General features: G+C 65.4%; 22 protein-coding genes. 11 read left to right on the forward strand and 11 right to left on the reverse strand.

Translation table 11 applies throughout. The features are described 5' to 3' along the window. The first annotated feature begins 49 nt into the window (after positions 1–49). From tldD to HUW43_RS15995, 11 genes are all read left to right on the forward strand, one after another. Complete coding sequence (gene tldD / locus HUW43_RS02740) at positions 50–1,492, forward strand: metalloprotease TldD (RefSeq protein WP_188235980.1); 1,443 nt, start codon at positions 50–52, stop codon at positions 1,490–1,492. 213 nt (positions 1,493–1,705) lie between these two features. Continuing rightward, positions 1,706–2,941, forward strand: coding sequence for a hypothetical protein (locus tag HUW43_RS02745; RefSeq protein ID WP_188235981.1), 1,236 nt, complete (start codon positions 1,706–1,708; stop codon positions 2,939–2,941). 80 nt (positions 2,942–3,021) lie between these two features. Continuing rightward, a complete protein-coding gene (locus tag HUW43_RS02750; RefSeq protein ID WP_188235982.1) occupies positions 3,022–3,420 on the forward strand; it encodes a hypothetical protein in 399 nt (132 codons plus the stop codon). Positions 3,421–3,519: 99 nt separating this feature from the next. After that, on the forward strand, positions 3,520–4,092 hold the full coding sequence (locus tag HUW43_RS02755) for a DUF924 family protein (protein ID WP_188235983.1): 573 nt from the start codon (positions 3,520–3,522) through the stop codon (positions 4,090–4,092). Positions 4,093–4,120: 28 nt separating this feature from the next. Continuing rightward, positions 4,121–4,687, forward strand: coding sequence for a pyridoxamine 5'-phosphate oxidase family protein (locus HUW43_RS02760; RefSeq protein WP_188235984.1), 567 nt, complete (start codon positions 4,121–4,123; stop codon positions 4,685–4,687). Next, entirely contained in the window at positions 4,687–4,899 is a 213-nt protein-coding gene (locus tag HUW43_RS02765; protein WP_188235985.1) for a DUF2007 domain-containing protein, read from the forward strand. Before HUW43_RS02760 ends, HUW43_RS02765 begins: the two co-directional genes overlap by 1 nt. 160 nt (positions 4,900–5,059) lie before the next feature. After that, positions 5,060–5,758 (forward strand): endonuclease/exonuclease/phosphatase family protein, encoded by a 699-nt coding sequence (locus tag HUW43_RS02770; RefSeq protein WP_188235986.1) that lies wholly within the window; start codon positions 5,060–5,062, stop codon positions 5,756–5,758. A 266-nt stretch (positions 5,759–6,024) separates the two neighbouring features. After that, positions 6,025–6,363 (forward strand): P-II family nitrogen regulator, encoded by a 339-nt coding sequence (locus tag HUW43_RS02775; RefSeq protein WP_003043080.1) that lies wholly within the window; start codon positions 6,025–6,027, stop codon positions 6,361–6,363. An 18-nt stretch (positions 6,364–6,381) separates the two neighbouring features. After that, entirely contained in the window at positions 6,382–7,746 is a 1,365-nt protein-coding gene (locus HUW43_RS02780; RefSeq protein WP_188235987.1) for an ammonium transporter, read from the forward strand. A 299-nt stretch (positions 7,747–8,045) separates the two neighbouring features. Continuing rightward, positions 8,046–10,406 carry a TonB-dependent receptor gene (locus HUW43_RS02785; protein WP_188235988.1) on the forward strand — a complete coding sequence of 787 codons (2,361 nt, stop codon included), beginning with the start codon at positions 8,046–8,048 and terminating at the stop codon, positions 10,404–10,406. Positions 10,407–10,879: 473 nt separating this feature from the next. Next, the gene (locus HUW43_RS15995) at positions 10,880–11,086 is read left to right on the forward strand and encodes a winged helix-turn-helix transcriptional regulator (protein ID WP_188236007.1); all 207 of its coding nucleotides are present in this window, start codon (positions 10,880–10,882) and stop codon (positions 11,084–11,086) included. 38 nt (positions 11,087–11,124) lie between these two features. Here the strand turns inward: HUW43_RS15995 and HUW43_RS02795 are convergent, their stop codons facing one another. The 11 genes from HUW43_RS02795 to HUW43_RS02845 form a co-directional block, all read right to left on the reverse strand. Beyond that, complete coding sequence (locus HUW43_RS02795; protein ID WP_188235989.1) at positions 11,125–12,720, reverse strand: GMC family oxidoreductase; 1,596 nt, start codon at positions 12,718–12,720, stop codon at positions 11,125–11,127. A 112-nt stretch (positions 12,721–12,832) separates the two neighbouring features. Further along, positions 12,833–13,747 carry a sterol desaturase family protein gene (locus tag HUW43_RS02800; RefSeq protein WP_317450804.1) on the reverse strand — a complete coding sequence of 305 codons (915 nt, stop codon included), beginning with the start codon at positions 13,745–13,747 and terminating at the stop codon, positions 12,833–12,835. Beyond that, positions 13,740–14,144, reverse strand: coding sequence for a hypothetical protein (locus HUW43_RS02805; protein WP_188235991.1), 405 nt, complete (start codon positions 14,142–14,144; stop codon positions 13,740–13,742). Before HUW43_RS02805 ends, HUW43_RS02800 begins: the two co-directional genes overlap by 8 nt. Then, positions 14,141–14,575: a TIGR01244 family sulfur transferase gene (locus HUW43_RS02810; RefSeq protein WP_120220836.1), complete on the reverse strand. Its 435-nt coding sequence runs from the start codon at positions 14,573–14,575 to the stop codon at positions 14,141–14,143. The genes HUW43_RS02805 and HUW43_RS02810 overlap by 4 nt, the downstream gene beginning before the upstream one ends. Positions 14,576–14,718: 143 nt before the next feature. Beyond that, positions 14,719–16,494 (reverse strand): DNA helicase RecQ, encoded by a 1,776-nt coding sequence (gene recQ, locus HUW43_RS02815; protein WP_188235992.1) that lies wholly within the window; start codon positions 16,492–16,494, stop codon positions 14,719–14,721. Positions 16,495–16,655: 161 nt separating this feature from the next. Continuing rightward, positions 16,656–18,296, reverse strand: a complete 1,641-nt coding sequence (gene ybaL, locus HUW43_RS02820) for a YbaL family putative K(+) efflux transporter (RefSeq protein ID WP_188235993.1) — start codon at positions 18,294–18,296, stop codon at positions 16,656–16,658. 60 nt (positions 18,297–18,356) lie between these two features. Beyond that, the gene (locus HUW43_RS02825) at positions 18,357–19,031 is read right to left on the reverse strand and encodes an aquaporin (RefSeq protein ID WP_188235994.1); all 675 of its coding nucleotides are present in this window, start codon (positions 19,029–19,031) and stop codon (positions 18,357–18,359) included. Next, positions 19,028–19,537 carry an arsenate reductase ArsC gene (locus HUW43_RS02830; RefSeq protein ID WP_188235995.1) on the reverse strand — a complete coding sequence of 170 codons (510 nt, stop codon included), beginning with the start codon at positions 19,535–19,537 and terminating at the stop codon, positions 19,028–19,030. Before HUW43_RS02830 ends, HUW43_RS02825 begins: the two co-directional genes overlap by 4 nt. 1 nt (position 19,538) lies before the next feature. Next, on the reverse strand, positions 19,539–20,018 hold the full coding sequence (locus tag HUW43_RS02835; RefSeq protein WP_188235996.1) for an ArsI/CadI family heavy metal resistance metalloenzyme: 480 nt from the start codon (positions 20,016–20,018) through the stop codon (positions 19,539–19,541). Then, entirely contained in the window at positions 20,015–20,359 is a 345-nt protein-coding gene (locus HUW43_RS02840) for an ArsR/SmtB family transcription factor (RefSeq protein WP_188235997.1), read from the reverse strand. The genes HUW43_RS02835 and HUW43_RS02840 overlap by 4 nt, the downstream gene beginning before the upstream one ends. Before the next feature lie 119 nt (positions 20,360–20,478). After that, positions 20,479–20,815, reverse strand: a 337-nt coding sequence (locus tag HUW43_RS02845) for a hypothetical protein (RefSeq protein ID WP_223181213.1), incomplete at its 5' end; no start/stop codon positions are given.

Below are 20,815 nucleotides of genomic sequence, written 5' to 3' on the forward strand. Positions count from 1 at the left end.
AACCCGAACAGCCTTTGCGCCCACGGCGCGACGTCCCTATATCGGTTCGATGACAAGCCCGACCGACCCCCGCCGCTTCCTCTACCGCGCCGATGCGCTCGACCCCGATCTTGCGCAAAAACTTGCGCGCGAGGCCTTGGCCAAGGCCGATGATGGTGAACTTTACCTGCAATATCGCGCGACCGAGAGTTTCGGCTTTGACGACGGGCGGCTCAAGACTGCCGATTATTCGACCGACGCGGGCTTTGGCCTGCGCGCCGTGTCGGGGGAGATGACGGGCTTTGCCCACGCCAGCGACATCAGCGCCGGGGCGATCCGCCGCGCCGCGGAGACGCTTGCCTTGCTCGATCCGGCGAAACAGGCGCCCGCAGGTCCACCGCCGCGCACCAACCGCCATCTCTATGACGAGGCGAATCCGCTCGACCTCATCCCCTTTGCAAAGAAGGTCGCGCTGTGCCAGCAGGTCGACGCCGCCGCCCGCGCGCGCGATCCGCGCGTCGTGCAGGTATCGGTCGCGCTCGCGGGCAGCTGGTCGGTGGTCGAGATCGTCCGCGCCGACGGCTTCCTCGCAACCGACATCCGCCCGCTCGTCCGCCTCAACGTCTCGATCGTGGTCGAAGAAAATGGGCGGCGCGAAAGCGGCTATTTCGGCCTTGGCGGCCGCTACATGTACGATCATCTCTTCGCGGAAGCGCAGTGGAACCGCGCGATCGACGAAGCGCTCGCCCAAGCGCTCGCCAACCTGCGCGCGGTCGACGCGCCCGCGGGGGAATTGACCGTGCTGCTTGGCCCCGGCTGGCCCGGCGTGCTGCTCCACGAAGCGGTGGGCCACGGACTCGAAGGCGATTTCAATCGCAAGGGCACCAGCGCCTTTTCGGGACGAATCGGGGAACGCGTCGCCGCGCCCGGCGTCACCGTGGTCGACGACGGCGCGATGGAGAGCCCCGTCGGCGGCGGCCGCCGCGGCTCGCTCAGCATCGACGACGAAGGCACGCCGACGGGCGAAACGGTGCTGATCGAGGACGGCATTTTGAAGGGCTATATGCAGGACCGCCTCAACGCGCGGCTGATGGGGGTCGAACCCACCGGCAACGGCCGCCGCGAAAGTTTCGCGCATGCACCGATGCCGCGCATGACCAACACCTTCATGCGGGGTGGCGAGGATGATCCCGCCGAACTGCTGAGCCGCGTCAAGACCGGCATCTTTGCCAAGAGCTTCGGCGGCGGACAGGTCGACATCGTGTCGGGCAAGTTCGTCTTTTCCTGCACCGAGGCGTACAAGATCGAGAATGGCAAGCTGGGCGATCCGATCAAGGGCGCAACGTTGATCGGCGACGGGCCGAGCGTGCTGACCAGAGTGATCGGTATCGGCAATGATATGGCGATCGACGAAGGCATAGGCGTGTGCGGCAAGGCGGGCCAGAGCGTCCCCGCGGGCGTCGGCCAGCCGACCTTGCTGGTGAGCGGACTGACCGTCGGCGGGACGGCGTAGAGCCGATAATCTTTCGCCATGCCGGACTTGACCCGCCATCCAGGCAGCGGCAGCGTCGCGGACCCCGGATCAGGTCCGGGGTGACGAGATTGGGTTTTGCTTCCTGTGACCGCCTTCACTTGGCGTTCGCCCGTTCCGCGCATATAAAAGCCAGACAAGAACAGCTTTCGGTCGCATCATCCGCGGGAGCACCCCCGCAACAGGGAGGTTTGCATGCGTTCGAGTCTGCGTTTCGTCTCCGTCGCCGCCATCGCCGCGATGCTCGCCGCCGTTCCGGGGTCGGCGCAAAAAACCACCGGCCCCAGGGAACGCTATGAAATGGACGTTGCGACCGCGTCGGGCTTCGCCGCGATGACCGCGGGCGGACGCAAGCCCGGCGTCGGCGGGATGATGGGGATGATGTTCGGCGGCGGCCCCGAAAATCAGGTCGCGCGCACGATCGAACTGCGCCTGGGATCGTCCCAGCCGCCGACCAGGCCGCCTGTCCGTGCCGATCATTTTTTCCCGCCGCAGGCCAGGCTCGGCGCGTCGCTGCCGCTGTGGGGGCCGGAGCCGGGCCAGCCGCGCCCGCGCGAGGACGGCAACGAGATGCCGGACAATGTCGAGCGTCCGAAGGGCCGCCTGCTTCTTTATTGGGGTTGCGGCGCCAAGGCCGGGCCGGGCCAGCCCGTTGTGATCGACTTTGCCAAGGTCGCGGCGGGGCAGATGCCGCCCAATCTGTTCACCACCGCCGTGCCGCGCATCCGCGAGGTGATGGCGTCGAACAGCGCTTCCTATGCCGACTGGCCGAACCGTAAATCGTCGAAAGCCGTGCCGGGCGACAGTTCGCTGCTCGGCGCACACCGCATCGCGGGCAATGTCGGGCCAGAGATCAATTTTACGCTGACGCAGGATTATATGCCCGCACTGAATGCCTCGACCGCGATGCAGAGCGACGGATCGGTGATGATCCGCTGGAACGCGCTCCAGCCTGCGACCGGCTATGTCGCCTGGGCGTTCGGCGGCATGGACCGCGGCGGCGGCAATGCCGATATGGTGTGGTGGACCAGCAGTGCGTCGCAGCATTTCGGCGGCGGGCTGTGGGACTGGCTGCCCCCTGCGACGGTCGCCCGGCTCGTCGCGCAAAAAATCGTGATGCCGCCCGCCCAGACGAGCTGCCAGATCCCCGCCGAGGTCAAGAAGGCGTCGGGCGAAATGATGTTCGGCAACCTCAACGCCTTTGGCCCCGAAGCGAGCTTCGCCTATCCGCCCAAACCCGCAGGCAGCGCGGTCTGGAACATCGACTGGACAGCGAAGGTCCGCTTTCGCTCGCACACCATGCTGATGATCGGCGCCGATTTCGGCGGAATGGGCGGGATGAACGGTGACAGCGATGCACCCGCCGAAAAGCCGAAGAAAAAGAGGTGCAGGGGCCCGCTTGGCATCCCTCTCCCCGACGGGGCGTGCTGATCGCGCGGTCAGCGCCCGTTCACACCCGCTGCGCTAAACGAATCGGCGGTAGGGCCATGTTTGTAGACAGGAGTCGAACCATGCGTCATCTGATCCGGGCGCTGATCGCCGCCGCCGCGCTCGCGGCCACGCCCGCCGCCGCAGCCGAAAAACCCGACCCCGAAGCCAGGCTCGCCAGGCTGCTCGAAGGCCGCGTCGCGGGCGAACCGCAAAAATGCATCACGCTGTCGAACGTCAGCAGTTCGCAAGTAATCGACGAAACCGCGATCGTTTATCGCATCGGCAGCACCCTCTGGGTCAATCGCCCCGAAGGCGGGGCGGAGTCGCTCGACGATGACGATATTCTCGTCACCAGGACGATCGGCAGCCAGCTGTGCAATATCGACACCATCGAATTGCGCGATCGCAGCAGCCGGATGTATGCCGGTTTCGTCTCGCTCGGCGATTTCATTCCCTATCGGCGTCCAGCGACCAGATAGCCCGGTTCCGGCATCGCGGGCGCAGCAGACCGAAGGCGGCCGCAGGCGAACCAATCCAGGGTTGTGCAAACCGCTCGGCTTTGCTTCGCTGCGGTCGCCATGACGAACGATTCTGAAACCACTCCTCCCCCCGCCGACTGGGCGCGGCAACTGCTCGCCTTCTGGTTCGACAATCACACGATGGACGATTGGTATGGCGGCGGCCCCGATTTCGATGCCGAAGTCCGCGCACTGGCCGAAGACTGGCACCAGGCGCTGCGCGCGCAGCCGGCCGAAACCTTCCTGACCGATCCCGACACCGCGCTCGCCGCGACGATCCTGTTCGACCAGGTGCCGCGCAACATCTATCGCGGCCATGCCGATGCCTTTGCCACCGACAGCCTCGCTCGCGCGATCGCGCGCGGGATCGTCGAACGCGGCTGGCACCGGAATTGGCCCGACGAGCGCCGCCAGTTCGCCTGCCTGCCCTTCCAGCACAGCGAGGACATCGACGACCAGCGCGAATCGCTGCGCCTCTTTGCGCGCTTCGACGACCCCAGGTTCCAGGATTATGCGCAGAAGCATTTCGACATCGTCGAACGTTTCGGCCGCTTTCCGCACCGCAACGCGGCGCTCGGCCGCACGAGTCGGCCCGACGAGCAAGCGGCGATAGAAGCGGGCAGAAATTGGTGATAGGCAGGCCGCAACCGGGAGACAGGCCATGGCCGAATTCACCGATACGCTGACCGACAAGCATATCGCCTTCATCGAAAAGCAGCCGGTCTTCTTTACCGCGACCGCCGCAAGCGAAGGCCGCATCAACCTGTCGCCCAAGGGCTATGCCGACAGTTTCAGGATATTGTCCGAAAGCCAGGTCGCCTATCTCGACCTTGGCGGGTCGGGGAACGAAACGCACGCGCATCTCGTCGCCGACGGGCGCATCACGATCATGTTCTGCGCCTTCGACCGCACGGCGCTGATCCTGCGCATCTATGGCCGCGGGCGGCCGGTGCTTCCGCAAGACGCCGCGTGGGACGCGCTCGCGGCGCATTTCACCCTGCTCCCCGGCACCCGCCAGATTTTCGTGATCGACGTCGACAGCGTGCAGACGAGCTGCGGCTGGGGCGTGCCGATGATGGAATTGCAGGCCGAGCGCGAAACATTGCGAAAATATCATCGGCAGGCCGATCCTGTGCTTTGGGTCGAAAAGTTCAGCGAACACACCAAAAGCATCGACGGCCTGCCGACGCGTCCGACCGACCGCTTCATTGCCGGGGAGTCTGGCTGATGGCGCTGGTCGAGCTTATCCGCATGCCCAATGGCGCCGAGGCCGAATTGCTGCGCGGCCGCCTCGAAAGCGCCGGTGTCCACGCGGTCTGCTTCGACGCAGGCATGAACATCGCCGAAAGCGTCGGCCTGATGATCCCCGTGCGCATCATGGTGCTTGACGAGGATCTGGACGAAGCACAAGCGCTGATCACCGAGTTCGGGGTGCGCTGACGCAACCATGTCATTGCGAACGTGTCGAAGCGTTCCAGGCCGTGCGCGGACCGCCCTGGAATGCTTCGCTACGCTCGCGAGGACGCGGAAAAATGGGCAACCGAATCCGCCATTCGTTCGTCTGGAGCACGAAAAGACAAGGAAAGCCGCCATCTCTCCCATGTTCAAGGTCGCCAGCTATAATATGCGCAAGGGCATCGGGCTCGACCGACGCCGCGATCCCGGCCGCGTGCTTGCGGTGCTGCGCGAACTCGACGCCGACGTCGTCGCGCTGCAGGAGGCCGACCGCCGCTTTGGCACGCGGGCGAGCGCCATCCCGCCGCACATGTTCGAGGAGCACAGCGACTATGTGCCCGTCGACCTGATCCATGGACGCCCCTATGCGATCGGCTGGCACGGCAATGCGCTGCTTGTGCGCAAGGGCGCCGAGGTCGAGGAAAGCCACGCGCTCCACCTGCCGACGCTCGAGCCGCGCGGCGCGGTCGCCGCGACCGTGCGCATCGGCGGCACGCGGCTGCGCGTCGTCGGCATGCACCTCGACATTTCGGGGCTGCGCCGCCGACAGCAGGCGCGCGCGATCCTGCATCATATCGCCGAGGGCGAAAAACTGCCGACAATCCTGATGGGCGATTGCAACGAATGGCGTCCCACGGGCGGCTGCCTGGCCGACTTCGGCGCCGAACACCGGCTGGTCGATACCGGGCACAGTTTTCACAGCCGCCGCCCGGTCGCCAAGCTCGACCGCATCTTTGCCTCGCCCGACCTCGATCCGGTCGATGCAGGGGTGCACCGCAGCCCGCTGGCGGCACGCGCGTCCGATCATCTGCCGATTTGGGCGCGGTTCAGGGCAGTGGGTTAAAGATTGTCGCCCCCGCAAAGGCGGGCGCCGCCGTCGGCCTTTTCCCGCGTCGCTGCGCAAACCGACAGCGAACCCGGCACTCGCGGGACAATGATGCGCCGCCTGCCCAAAAAATAGGCAAAACCCCGCCTCAACTGCCCACCGAACGCACGATCCGGTGCCTGAGTGGCCCAAAAACCGTCACAAAATGTTAACTTTCGCCTCATGTGCGCAATCTGGCACGGCTGTTGCACCGCAACATGGCGCCATTAGCAAAAGGGGGCATCATGAAGCTGATCCTGGCAATCATCAAACCGTTCAAGCTCGACGAGGTGCGCGAAGCGCTCACCGGGCTGGGCATCGCCGGCATGACCGTGACCGAGGTGAAGGGGTTCGGGCGGCAAAAGGGGCAGACCGAAATCTATCGCGGCGCCGAATATGCCACCAACATGGTGCCCAAGGTGAAGATCGAGCTCGTCTGCGACGACGCGCTCGCACCGCGGGTGGTCGAAACGCTGCAGCAAAGCGCCGGCACCGGATCGATCGGCGATGGCAAGATTTTCGTGCTCGATGTGGGTCAGGCGGTGCGCATCCGCACCGGCGAGACCGGCGAGGCGGCTCTGTAAATGACGAAGGGGGAAATTATGACGTTCGCAAAGAAAATTGCGGCGGGCGCCGGGGCCGCGGGCCTTTCGCTGTTCGCCGCGCTGCCCGCCTGGGCGCAAGAGGCGGCGCCCGCCGTCGCCGAGGCCGCCGCGCCGACGCCCGACAAGGGCGACACCGCGTGGATGATGATTTCGACCGTGCTCGTCATGGCGATGATCGTGCCGGGCCTTGCGCTCTTTTACGGCGGCCTCGTCCGCACCAAGAATATGGCGTCGGTGCTGACGCAGATTCTGGCGGTCGCCGCGCTCGCGATGATCATGTGGGTGATGTTCGGTTACAGCCTCGCCTTTGGCGGCGATGCCAACCAGTTCGTCTCCGCGGGCAAGATGTTCCTCGCTGGCGTCACCGTCGATTCGACCGTCGCGACCTTCACCGACGGCGTCGTCATCCCCGAATTCGTGTTCATCGCTTTCCAGATGACCTTCTCGGCGATTACCGTCGCGCTCGTCCTCGGCGGCCTTGTCGAGCGCATGAAATTTTCGGCGGTGATGGTGTTCGCGATCGTGTGGCTGTCCATCGTCTATTACCCGATCGCGCACATGGTCTGGTATCTCGGCGGCACCGATGAAGCGACCGGGCTGATCTTCGGCTGGGGCGCGCTCGATTTCGCGGGCGGCACCGTCGTCCACATCAATGCGGGCATCGCCGCGCTCGTCGGCTGCCTGATCATCGGCAAGCGTGCGGGTTACCAGAAGGACATCATGGCGCCGCACTCGCTGACCATGACCTTGATCGGCACCGGCCTCCTCTGGGTGGGCTGGTTCGGCTTCAACGCCGGCTCCGCGCTCGAAGCCAATGGTTCGGCGGGTCTTGCGCTTATCAACACCTTCACCGCCACCGCCGCCGGCGTCCTCTTCTGGATGCTCACCGAACGTGCGCTCGGTCACAAGGGGTCGCTGCTCGGCGCCTGTTCGGGGGCGATCGCCGGCCTTGTCGCCGTCACCCCGGCCGCGGGCAATTCGGGACCGTTCGGCGCGATCCTCCTGGGCGCCGTCGCGGGCATCATCTGCTGCTGGTTCGTGATGAAGATGAAGCCGAAGCTTGGGTTCGACGACTCGCTCGACGTGTTCGGCATCCACGGCCTTGGCGGGATCATCGGTTCAGTCGGCACCGCGGTGACGATGCTCGCGGCGCTCGGCGGCCCGGCGGGCGACGACTATGTCCTCGGCAGCCAGCTGTGGATCCAGGTCAAGTCGGTCCTCGTTGCGATCCTGTGGTCGGGCATCGGTTCGGCAATCGCCTTCTATGCCGCGAAGCTGGTGACCGGCGGGCGCGTCTCGGCCGAAGTCGAACGCGAAGGCCTCGACCTCGGCGAACATGGGGAGCGCGCCTACAATTACTGACGACGAGACAGGATACCCGTCGCCGCACGTCTCTCTCCTTTCAATCGACGGCGGCGGGATCCTTACCGGGTTCCTCCTGCGAACCACTGGCCGGGGTTTCACCCCGGCCATTTTTTAACTGTGAACGGAACGGCCACGGGGCGGGACGAAGGCCCCGGCCATGTTTCGACCGTGTCCCGGATGCAACAGCGTCGCGCCAATCGGGCGCGACCGATTCGTGCGCCATTGCGCAATTGTGACAAGAGGCGCACCTTCGCCGCCGGACCGACGCCAGATCGGCCACCAGGAGGAGGATTAATATGAATGCACGGGCATCATTGCTCGCGAGCCTGTCGTCACTTGCGCTTGTCGCGACCCCGGCCATGGCGCAGGACGCCGCTGCCGAAGATGACGGCAACATCATCATCGTCACGGCGACGAAGCGCGACGCCAATCTTCAGGACATTCCCTTTTCGATCAACGCGCAAACAGCCGAAGACATCCAGAAATCGGGCGCGGTGACGCTTGAGGATCTGTCGCGCAATGTCGCGGGCCTGTCGGTGCAGAACCTTGGCCCCGGCCAGAGTCAGGTGTCGGTGCGCGGCGTATCCGCAGGGCAGGTCGTGCGCGATCAGCCGGGGGTCAAGGAACAGGTCGGCGTCTATCTCGACGAAAGCGTCATCTCGCTTTCGCTCTTCACCCCCGACATCGATCTTTACGACCTCAACCGCGTCGAAACGCTGCGCGGACCGCAGGGCACGCTGTTCGGATCGGGATCGGTCGGCGGCACGATCCGCTACATCACCAACCAGCCGGAAATCGGCGTGATGGAAGGCAGCGTCGAGGCGAACCTCAACCTCGTCGACGGCGACGACATCGGCGGCCATCTGAAGGGCGCGGTCAATGTGCCGATGGGCGACAATGCCGCAATGCGCGCGGTCGGCTATTACACGCGCTACGGCGGCTTCATCAACGCGATCGGCCCGGCGGGCAAGGAGGACGTGAACAGCGGCGAACGCTATGGCGGCCGCCTCGCGCTGACCTTTGAACCCGGCGACAATCTGTCGATCACCCCGCGCATCGTCTATCAAAAGGTCAAGGCCGACGGGTTCAACCGGCAGGAAATCTACAACCTCTATGCCAATGAGTTCACGACGACGCGCCCCAGGGTGACCTTTGACGAGCGCGAGCAATATCTGCTGCTGCGCGAGGCGTTCGAGGACGAGACGCTGATCGCCGACCTCAAGATCGACGTCGGGCTCGGCGGCGCGACGCTGACCTCGGTGACGAGCTACATCAACCGCGACATCCTTGTCAGCCGCGACGCGAGCGCGCTCACCGGATCGGTATCGGTCGACCTGGGGTTCCCCGACGCGGGCGTGCTGCTGCCCTCGAACCTGCTCGACACTACCGACCTCGAAACCTGGACGCAGGAAGTCCGCGTGGCGTCGGACAATGACGGGCCGTTCCAGTGGCTCGTCGGCGGTTTCTATTCCAAGATCGACCGTGTCTATGCCCAGCGGCTGCCAACGCCGGGCTATGACGCCTTCACCGATGCAAGGCTGGGCGCCGGCACTTCGGCGGCAGTGGCAAATGGTTTTCCGGCCGATTCGCCCTACAACGCCGATCTGCCCTATGACATCAAGCAGTTCGCGATTTTCGGCGAAATCAGCTACGATATAAGCGACGCCTTCACCGCCACCGCGGGCGGGCGCTATTACGACTTCAAGGAAACGCGCAGCTTCGTGTCGGGCGGGCTGTTCGCCAACGGCGACAACCGCACCGACAGCACCAAGTCGAGCGGCTTCACCCCGCGCTTCCTGCTGTCATACGACGTCAGTGACAATGTTACGGTGAACGCGCAGGCGTCGAAGGGCTTCCGCCTCGGCGGGGTCAACGATCCCCTGAACCTGCCGCTCTGCTCACCCGACGACGAAGCGCTGTTCGGCAGCTTTCAGGATTATGATGACGAAACGCTGTGGAATTACGAACTGGGTGTGAAGACGCAGGGGCGCGGGTTCACCTTCAATGCCGCGGGCTTCTACAACGATATCAAGAATCTCCAGGTGACGCTCGACGCCGGAACCTGTTCGTCGCGCATCGTCTTCAACGTGCCCAAGGCGCATTCGATGGGCGTCGAGTTCGAACTGGGGCTGTCGCCCGCCGACGGGCTCGACTTCAACCTGTCGGGCAGCCTGATCGAGGCGGAGTTCGATTCGACGCTTCCGGCGCCGCTGACCACCGCAACGGGCATCCGCGACGGCAATCGCCTGCCGTCGGTGCCGAAGTTCCAGCTGTCGGCGTCGGGCAGCTATGAATGGCCGATCAGCGACAGCGCGAGCATGTATGTCGCGGCGTCGTTCCAGCATGTCGGCACGCGCTATACCCAGCCGGCGGATCAGGAAAACAATCCGCGCACCTTCGTCCACGGCCTGCCCTTCGGCGGGGCGCCCGCCGGGGCATCGACGACGGTCGACCTGCAACTGCCCGACTATCAGCTCGTCAACTTGAGCGCGGGGGTCGATTTCGACAATGGCCTGTCGCTGATCGCCTATGTCAACAATGTCTTCGACGAAAATGCGCTGCTCTCGTTCGATCGCGAGCGCGGCGGACGCGCGCGCCTCGGCTTCAGCGTCGGACAGCCACGCACGTTCGGCATCACGGCGCGCAAGACATTCTGACCGGGGGTGAAAGGGGGCGGGCCGCGCCGACGGTTCACCCCCTTTCTCAACGAAAATGCTGCATATTTTTTGTGCAGCGGTGCCGCAATTTTGGCCTTTCCAACATGACATTAATGTGGCATTCATTGCGTCAACAGTTTCAGGAGGGGAGAGCCTGAAAGGCTGGGCCGGGATGAAAATCCCGGCCCTCTTTTTTTGTGCGCAACACGGATCCCTGCAAAAATCTTTGGTTTTCAGTCTCTTTTTGCAGCGACAGCGCAGCATGGAATCGCCGAATCACACACTATCGCCAGGGCCTGTTACCGCGCGGCCCATAGGCTGACGACGCCCACGAGCCGCAGAAACGACCGTCGCCCCGATGACGACGAGACCGATTCGCGCCGCAAAGCGGCGGGGGATCATGCCGCCGTCCTGCCGCACGCCCTCGACGTCGAGATGCGCTTTCGCGTCCTCGATATCGGCAATCTCAACACATTGTCGCGGGGATCGGTGCGGGGCACGACCGCTTCAACGCGCTGTCGCGCCTGCTGGCGCCCGCCACGCCTCGTGCGCTGTCGCAGGGACTGAGTGCGCTCGGCACGCACGGGCTGGTTCGGCGCGAGGTGCTGGATAGGCGCCCCCCGGCGAGCCGATACGATCTGACGCGAAACGGACTCGTCCTGGCGGAGGCATGCTTATAACCGTCGTCATCCCGGCGAAGGCCGGATTGACCACAAAATCAACTCAACGCCGCTTTCACGAAATCCGCTGCCCTTTCGCCGATCATGATGCTCGGCGCGTTGGTGTTGCCGCTGACCAGCCGCGGCATCACGCTCGCGTCGGCGACCCACAGGCCATCGACGCCGTTGAGCCTCAGCGTCGGGTCGACCACGGCATCCACGTCGCTCCCCATCCGGCACGTGCCGACAGGGTGATAGACGGTGTCGGCGCGGCTGCGGATCAGATTGTCGAGCGCCGTGTCGTCACCCATGTCGACGGGATGGCGGTCGACCCCGGCATAATCGGCGAGCGGCGGCGCCGCGACGATGCGGTGCATCATTCGCACTCCGGCGCGGAGCGTTGCCATGTCGCGCTCGTCGGTCAGGAAGCCGGGGTCGATCGCGGGTGCGGCGGCGGCGTCGGGCGACGCCAGCCGCACCGTCCCGCGGCTTTCGGGGCGCAGCACGCAGGCGTGGCACGAAAAGCCATGCCCCTTCACCCTGGTGCGCCCATGATCCTCGAGCATCGCGGGGACGAAATGATATTGCACGTCGGGCGCGGGCAAGTCGGGGCGCGATTTCCAGAATCCGCCCGCTTCGGCGAAACAGGTCGTCATGATGCCGGTCCGCCGGCTGCGGTGTTCAACGATCGCTTTCACCATCCGCCAGGTGCCGCCGGGGCTGTTGCCGAGCGGGTCGGTCGAGCGCGTCTGCCAACTCGACACATAGTCGATATGGTCCTGAAGGTCCGCGCCCACCGCCGCGCGGTCGGCAATCACCGAAATGCCCTGATCGCGCAGATGCGCCCCCGGCCCGATCCCCGACAGCATCAAAATCTGGGGCGACCCGAATGCTCCCGCCGACAGCACCACCCCGCCCCGCGCGCGCAGCGTCTCGCGGCGGCGCCCGCGGCGGATCGCCACGCCCACGGCGCGCCCGTCCTCGATCAAAATCTTTTCGACCAGCGCCCCGGTGCGAATGTCGAAATTGGCACGCCCGCGAAGCGGCTCGACATAGGCGCGCGCCGCCGACCAGCGCTCGCCGTCCTTCTGCGTCACCTGGTAAAGGCCGAACCCTTCGTTATCGGGGCCGTTGAAATCGGCAGTGCGCGGCAATTGCAGCGCCTGCGCGCTTTCGATGAAGCGGCGGCTTGTCACATTGGGCCAGCGCTGATCCATCACATTCAGCGGCCCGTCGGCGCCATGCCATTCATCGGCGCCGCGCTCATTGCCCTCGCTGCGCTTGAAGTAAGGCAGCACGTCGGCATAGCTCCACCCGGTCGCGCCCAGCGCCGCCCATTGGTCGTAATCGAAGCGGTGGCCGCGGATATAGACCATCGCGTTGATCGCGCTCGACCCGCCCAGTCCGCGTCCGCGCGGCTGGTATCCGATGCGGCCGTTCAGCCCCTTTTGCGGCACGGTCTCATATCGATAGTTCGACGATTTGGGGATGAAGGGCATGAAACCCGGCGTCTTGACGCGCATGATATCGTTCGTCCCGCCCGCTTCGACCAGACAGACGGTGCGCCTGCCATCCTCGGCCAGCCGCCCGGCCGCCGCGCTCCCCGCGCTGCCGCCGCCGATGACGATGATGTCGAACTGATCCCCAAGACTCATGCGCACCGCTCCCCTCGCCACCGGTTCGGTGGTCCATCGCGGCTTACATGAATGTCATTAAGCGATGTGGCAAGCCTGTACATGGCCCCCGCCTTGGCGGGAGCGATGCTCGTTATTCCGCCGCCTCGTTGCGCGTTTGCCCCGCGGCCCAGCGCGCCTTGATCATCGCGCTCGTCGCGCGGCTGCCGTCGTGGCTCCAGCCGGGTTCGCGCCAGATATAATCCAGCTTGTGCCGCCACGGCGCGGCCCACACATCCTTCGCGATCCCGACCCATTCGTGGACCGCGGCCCACAGGATATTGAAGCTGCCGAGCTGTTTGACGATGCCATACCGCACCGGCTCGTCGTCGCGTTCGGGAACGAAGCTGCCGAACATGCGATCCCAGATGATGAACACCCCGGCATAGTTGGCGTCGAGATAGCGCGGGTTGACACCGTGGTGGACGCGGTGGTGCGACGGGGTGTTCATCACCGCTTCGAACCATCTGGGCATCCGCCTGATCGCCTCGGTATGGATCCAGAACTGGTAGATGAGGTTGAGGCCCGCGCAGAAGAACACCATCGCGGGCGGAAAGCCGATCAGAAACAGCGGGAGGCGAAAGATGAAGGCGAGGCTGAAAAAACCCGTCCACGTCTGCCGCAGCGCGGTCGACAGATTATAATGCTGCGAGCTGTGGTGGATGACATGGCTCGCCCAGAACCAGCGGACCCGGTGCGCGCTGCGGTGGAAGGCATAATAGGCAAGGTCGTCAAGGAAAAAACAGAGAATCCACGCCCACCACCATGTCCCGAACGCGATGCCGATGTCGAACAGCCGGAACTGGTGCACCCACACCGCCATGCCGATCACCGCCGCGCCGACCAATGCCCCCGCGACCTGACTGCCGGTGCCAAGCAGAAGCGATGTCAACGTGTCGCGCGCCTCGTATCGGCTGCGGTCCTGCCGCCGCGAGACAATCATTTCGACGATCAGCAGCAGGATGAAGCCCGGCACGGCATAGGCGACGGGATCGGGCAGTTCAGGCACGCCCCACCCCCCGCATCCGGCTTGCCCATGTTCCCGCATCCTTACCCAGCTGCAACGTCACCGCGCCGAACATTTTTTCAGGCATCGTCAGCGTCAGGAAATCCTTGTCGAGTCGCCCGATCACGCGGGCATCGACGGGCCGTGCGGCAAAGAAACTGCCATGCGCGCGGATCAGCAGCATCCGGCCCTCCGCATTGCGCACGATCGCGGCAAAACCCGCGCGGTCGCGCGCGACCTCGATTCCGCGAAAACCGGCCTCGGCCTCTTCGGCAAGGCGGATCGCATGACCCTCGTCCTCGATCCGCGGATCGGCGCCCAGCCCCAGCCGCCTGACAAGCCAGGCGACGAACAACACCGCGACGAGCGAGGCGCCCGTCTGGACGATCAGCGCCGTCACCGCTCCCCCGCCAGCGCGTCGAGCATCGGGCGCAGGCCGGTAAGGTCATAGCCCGCCTTTGCCGCGGCTTCGACGATCGCGCCGACATCGTCCCCGGCGCGCGCACGCGCCAGCGCCCACAAATGCGTCGAACGCGTCCCCGACCGGCAATAGGCCAGGATCGGCCCCGTCGCGTCATGGAGCAGCTTGTCGAGTGCATCGATCTGCGCATGGCTGAACCCGGCATGGCCGATCGGGATCGCGGCATAGGCCAGTCCCTCGGCGGCGCAGGCATGCGCGATCTGCTCACCCTGCGGCGCCGCGGGTTCCTCGCCGTCGGGGCGGTTGTTGACGACCAGCGCAAAGCCCGCCGCCTTTGCCGCGGCGACATCCTCGATGTCGATCTGCGGTGCGACGCTGAACTGGGCGGACAGGGGACGAAAATCGCTCATGTCCGCGATCTACTCCCGCCGCGTGGCTGCTGACAAGCGTGAAGGTGCCAAGGCGGTTTATGACAGGATATTTGGGCTGGCAAGCTGCCAATCCTCCCCCACAGGGGAAGATATTTGGGCGACTGGCGCCCGCTTCCGAACGGTCAGAATTGCCGGATCACATTCAGAAACGCATCGCCCCACGCATCGAGCTTCTTCGCGCCAACCCCCGGTATCGCGGCCAGGTCGCTGCGCGTCGCCGGACGTTCGCTCGCCATCGCGCGCAGCACCGCGTCGTGAAAGATGACATAGGGCGGCACATCCGCCTCGGCGGCCAGATCGCGCCGGATGCTGCGCAGCGCCTCGAACAGCGGGTCGCCGACGGGATTGGCTGCGGCCCGGTTGCTTCGGCTGGACCGCTGCGTGCGCTTCACCGGCGGCTCGGCGATCAGCACCGGCGCCTCGCCCTTCATGACCGCGCGGCCCGCGGGACCGAACATCAGCCCGCCATGCTCGGTGGTCGCAAGTGCCTCGCGTGCCATCAGCGTGCGCACCAGCGGCTTGATGAGCCGCGCTTCTTCGCCCTCGACGATGCCGAATACCGAAAGCTTGTCGTGCCCGCGGCTGACGACCCGCGCGTCGCGCTTGCCGGTCAGCACCGCCTCGACATGCCCCGCGCCGAAACTCTGCCCGGTCCGATAGACCGCGCTCATCAGTTTCTGCGCAAGCACCGTCGCGTCGAGCTGTTCAGGCGGATCGAGGCAGGTGTCGCAATTGCCGCAGCGTGTCGGTGGATTTTCGCCGAAATGACGCAGCAGCAGCGCGCGGCGGCACTCGGCCGTTTCGACCAGGGCGGCGAGCGCATTCAGCCGCGCCCGCTCGCCCGCGACGCGCGCCTCCGGCAGGTCGGAAAGCCGCGCCCGCGCCCGCGCGAAATCGTCGGCTGCCCACAGCATCAGCGCCTCGGCGGGATCGCCGTCGCGCCCCGCGCGGCCCGTTTCCTGATAATAGCTCTCGATCGATTTCGGCAGCCCGGCGTGCGCGACAAAGCGCACGTCGGGCTTGTCGATCCCCATGCCGAAGGCGACCGTCGCGGTGACTATGCCGTCCTCTGACGCCACAAAATCATGCTGCACCTGTGCGCGCCGTTCGGGGTCGAGCCCGGCGTGATAGGCGGCGACGCTGCGCCCCGTCGCCGCGGCGAGCCTGCCTGCCATCCGCTCGGTCCCGTCGCGCGTCGGGCAATAGACGATCCCCGGCCCCGGATTGGCGGCGATGAAATCGGCGAGCTGTTTCGTCGGGTTGATGCGCGGCATCACCCGGTAGCGGATGTTCGGCCGGTCGAAGCCCGCGAGCACAAGGCCGTCGGCGGGTATGCCGAGCTGGACCAATATGTCCTCGCGCGTATGCCGGTCGGCGGTCGCGGTGAGCGCCAGACGCGGCACCGAGGGAAAGGCGTCGAGCAGCGGGCGCAGCAACCGGTAATCGGGCCGGAAATCATGCCCCCACTCGCTGACACAATGCGCTTCGTCGATCGCGAACAGCGCAGGCGCGCGCGCGTCCATCAGCGACCGGAACCCCTCCCCCGTCGCGCGCTCGGGCGCGATATAGAGGAGGTCGAGCTGCCCGTCGCGATAGGCCTGGCGCGTATCGGCGAAATCGGCATCGACGCTGGTCAGCGACGCCGCTCTTATCCCCGCCGCCCGCGCCCCGCGCAACTGGTCGTGCATCAGCGCGATCAGCGGCGATACGACGACGACGCAACCATCGAGCGCCACCGCGGGCAGCTGATAGGTCAGCGACTTGCCCGCCCCCGTCGGCATCACCGCCAAGGTGTGCTCGCTTGCCATCACGCGGGCGACGACGTCGGCCTGACGGCCGCGAAAATGATCGAAACCAAAGGTGGATTTGAGCAGGGGGAGAAGCGCGTCGGCAGACATTGTGAGGTGGCGATAGGGAGTTTGCCGGAGCGGGGGAAGCCCCGACCTCAACCATTCCGATCCAATTCCTGTTCGCATCGAGCGAAGTCGAGATGCCTTTGTGCGTAACGCTGTCCGATGGGTATCTCGACGTCGCTCGACACGATCGGAATCTGGAGCGCCTACGCCCGCACCCGCATCGCCCGCTCGGCCATCCGCGCCGCGGTCTCGCGTTCGGCCATGACGACATAGTCGGCGCCGCGACGCACCAGATCATCGACCTCATCGTCTGAATGCGCACGCGCAACGATCACCAGCTTGGGATTGATCCTCCGCGCCCGCCGCACGATTGCGCCCGCCTCGACCCCCTCGGGAATCGCAATCAGCAGTGTTGATGCCGTTTCGAGCCCCGCCTGTCGCAACACGCTTTCCTTGGTCGCATTGCCGACGATCACCGTCGCCCCGCTGGCCCGCGCCGCCGCCGCCATATCCTTTTGATCCTCGATCACCGTCAGCCCGTCGCCGCGCCCGCAAATCAGCGCGCCGATATGGCTGCCGACGCGGCCGTATCCGATCAGCACCACCCCGGCATTGCGCGGCGCAGACATTTCGGCGTCGCCCGCTGCCGCGGGTTCGGGCGGCGCGTCCGAACGAACGCGCTTGACGACCAGCGTGAACAGGATAGGGTTGACAAGGATCGACAGCAAAGCGCCTGCCAGGATCAGGTCCCGCCCGGTTTCGGGCAGCACCGCCAGCCCCACCCCCAGCCCGGCCAGGATGAACGAAAATTCGCCGATCTGCGCCAGGCTGACCGACACGGTCAGGGCGGTCTGGGTCGTGTGACCAAAGGCGCGGACAAGCGCAAAGGCGGCGAGCGATTTGCCGACCACGATGATCGCAACGGTCGCCAGCACCGGCCCCGGCTGTTCCAGCAGCACATGGGGATCGAACAACATGCCGACCGACACGAAAAACAGCACCGCGAAAGCATCGCGCAGCGGCAGCGTCTCTTCGGCGGCGCGGCGACTGAGCTGCGTTTCGCCCAGGATCATCCCGGCAAAGAAGGCACCGAGCGCGAAGGACACGTCGAAAATCACTGCGGCGCCGAACGCCACACCCAGCGCGATCGCCAGCACCGCGAGGCGAAACAGTTCGCGCGAACCGGTGTGCGCGACCCAGTGCAGCACCCAGGGCAGGATGCGCCGTGCAACGACAAACATGAAGGCAACAAAGCCGACGACCTTGAACAGCACGATCGCCGCCGATTGCAGCAATCCCGTGCTGTTGCCTTCATCGCCGCGGTCGCCAAACATGGCCGGGAGCAGAACGAGCGCGAGCACCATCACCAGATCCTCGACGATCAGCCAGCCGACCGCGATCCGCCCCTTTTCGGTCTCGATCATGTCGCGCGCCTGGAGCGCGCGCAGAAGCACGACGGTCGAGGCGACCGACAGCGCCAGCCCGAACACCGCGCTGCCCGCGACCGACCAGCCGAGCCACAGCCCGAGCATGATGCCGAGAGCCCAGGCGACCGCAATTTGTGCAATGGCCCCCGGAACCGCGATCTTGCGAACCGACAGCAGGTCCTTCAGCGAAAAATGGAGGCCGACCCCGAACATCAGCAGGATGACGCCAATCTCGGCCAGCTGCATTGCCAACCCGGTGTCGGCGACGAACCCCGGCGTGAACGGGCCGACAAGGATTCCGGCGAGCAGATAGCCCGCAATCGGGGAAATCCGCAGCCGCTGCGCCAGCGCCGCCATCAGGAACGCGACGCCGAGCCCGGCGACGATGGTCCCGATCAGGGTCGTGTCGTGCGGCATGGTTTCTGCCTAGGGGGAGCGAGCGCCGGGGGTAAACCCGCTCGCTCGTTCACAGCGCCACTAAATGCGGGTGGCCGCCTCGTCGTCGCGTTCCGTGAACAGCCAGCGACCGCATAGCCAGGCCGCCACCGCGCCGCCGAGTTGGGCCGCCACGAATGCGGGCACATCAGCGGGCGCGATCCCGGCGAAACTGTCCGACAGGCTGCGCGCCACGGCAATCGCGGGATTGGCAAAGCTGGTCGAGGAGGTGAACCAATAGGCTGCGGTGATATAGAGCGCGACGCTCGGCGCCACCCAGTCGGGACGGTGCCGCACGGTGCCAAGGATGGCCAGGATCAGGCCAAAGGTCGCGACAAACTCGCCCGCCCATTGCCCGCCGCCGGTGCGCGCCTTTGCCGAAAATTGCAGCAGCGGCAGGTCGAACATCAGATGCGCGGCCCAGACGCCCAGGATGCCGCCCGCAAGCTGCGCCGCGACATAGAGAACCGCAGTACGCGGCGCGATGCTGCGGCCAAGCGCCATCACCAGCGTCACCGCCGGGTTGAAATGCGCGCCCGACACCGGGCCCAGCATCGCGATCAGCACGAACAACATCGCCCCGGTTGCGATCGCATTGGCGAGCAGCGCGACCCCGACATTGCCGCCCGACAGCGTATCGGCCATGATTCCCGATCCGACGACGGTGGCGAACAGGAAAAAGCTGCCGATCGCCTCGGCGGCGAGCGCGCGCTTCACGCCGCGCCCTCCATTACGCCAATGCTGTTCAGCGCCGCGCGCCGTTCGGCCGCGGACATGGTTTCGAGCGGCAGCGCCAGCATCGCCCCAACCCGCATGTCGAGCAGGCGCCAGGTCTCGGCAAAGGCGGCATCGACCGCTGCCTCGTCGCCCTGGACGTCGGCGGGATCGGGCAAACCCCAATGCGCACGCACCGGCGCGCCGGTGAACAAGGGGCAGGCCTCGGCCGCCGCATTGCCGCACACGGTGATCGCGATGTCGATGCGCGGCGCGCCCGGCGCGGCGAACTCGTCCCAGCTTTTCGACCGGAAGGCGGCGACGTCAAAGCCCTCGCGCGCCAGCAGGCGGAGCGCGCCGGGATGCGGCACGCCCTTTGGCTGGCTGCCTGCGCTGAACGCACAGACCCGGCCCGCACCCTTGCGGGCGATCAACGCCTCGCCCAAAATGCTGCGCGCCGAATTGCCCGTGCACAGCGCCAATATGTTCAGCCCCCCGGTCGCGCTCATGTCAGCAGCAGCCGACCTTGGCGGGCGCCGCCTGCGGCATGGCGGGAACGCAGCATGCACCCTCGGCGGCATTATCCGACGCCAGCGGCGCGAAATCAGGGCTGTCGCCATACACCGTCGCTTCGCCATTGGTCAGGAAGGCTTCCCACACCACCCCGTCGGGATCGGCGATCCAGCTCTTCTCCGATTTGGCGTAGCAACAGGTCGTCGCGCCTTCCTCCAGCACCGGGGCACCGGCGTTCTTCAGTCGCCCATAGACCGCCGCCAGTTCGGCTTCATCCTCGACCTGCAACCCGACATGTTCGATCCCGCGATGCGCGCCGTCGCGCACCGAGATCGCAAAATTGATCTGCGGATCGTCGAGCATCCATTTGGCATAATCGGGCTTGGTCACGGTCGGCGCGGCGCCGAACAGCCCCGAATAAAAGGCGATCGACTTGTCGAGGTTGGCAACCCCGACATGCATATGAAACCGGCTCATGCGGCAGTCCTTTCCTTTTTGTCCTTGGTGTCACAGGGGGCGGCGGGCGCGCACACCGCGCCGCCGCAGCAATTTTCCATCAGAAAGCCGAGCAGCGCGGTCATCGCGCCATAATCGGCCGAATAGATCAGCGACCGCCCGTCGCGACGCTGCGCGATCAGTCCGGCATTGTTCAACTGTGCAAGGTGAAAGCTGAGCGACGACGCGGGCACCCCCAGCGCCTCGGCAATCGCGCCCGCGGCAAGCCCATCCGGCCCCGCCTGTACGAGCAGCCGGAACAGCGCCAGCCGATGCTCCTGCGCCAGCGCGCTTAACGCGCGAACAACCGCTTCCGACTCCATCGCCACCTCCCTGATTCGATGATTGTCGAAATATGGAAATTAGAGGGAGGCGTCAACAGATATTTCGATAATAATCGAAATATAGCACAAACCCGTCCGCAACAAAGGAATCGTTCGCGCTACCCGGTGCGTAGCGATTCATGGATCGGAGCACCCGGCCCGTTTGATCCCGGAAATTGCCATCCCATGGTGGTCACCGTGTTGATGATCGCACAGCAGAGCTCGGTAACATGTCGCTGAGTTTGATTGAGAAAATTGATATCGATCGGCGTTTCAAAATACTGCCCTTCCCTGTTCACGAAGAAGGGTACGGAGAAACCATTGGTGTCTGGCGGACGCTGCCAAGAACCATGACAAATCACGTTTCTTACGACCGATGCGCTTTTGAGGTCGGCAAGAAGAGAATCGGTCGCGTCCGTCAAGGTGGTGTAATTTCGGCTGTGGCCGTGGGCCATC

Source organism: Sphingopyxis sp. LK2115, from assembly GCF_014595975.1.
GTDB lineage: Bacteria > Pseudomonadota > Alphaproteobacteria > Sphingomonadales > Sphingomonadaceae > Sphingopyxis.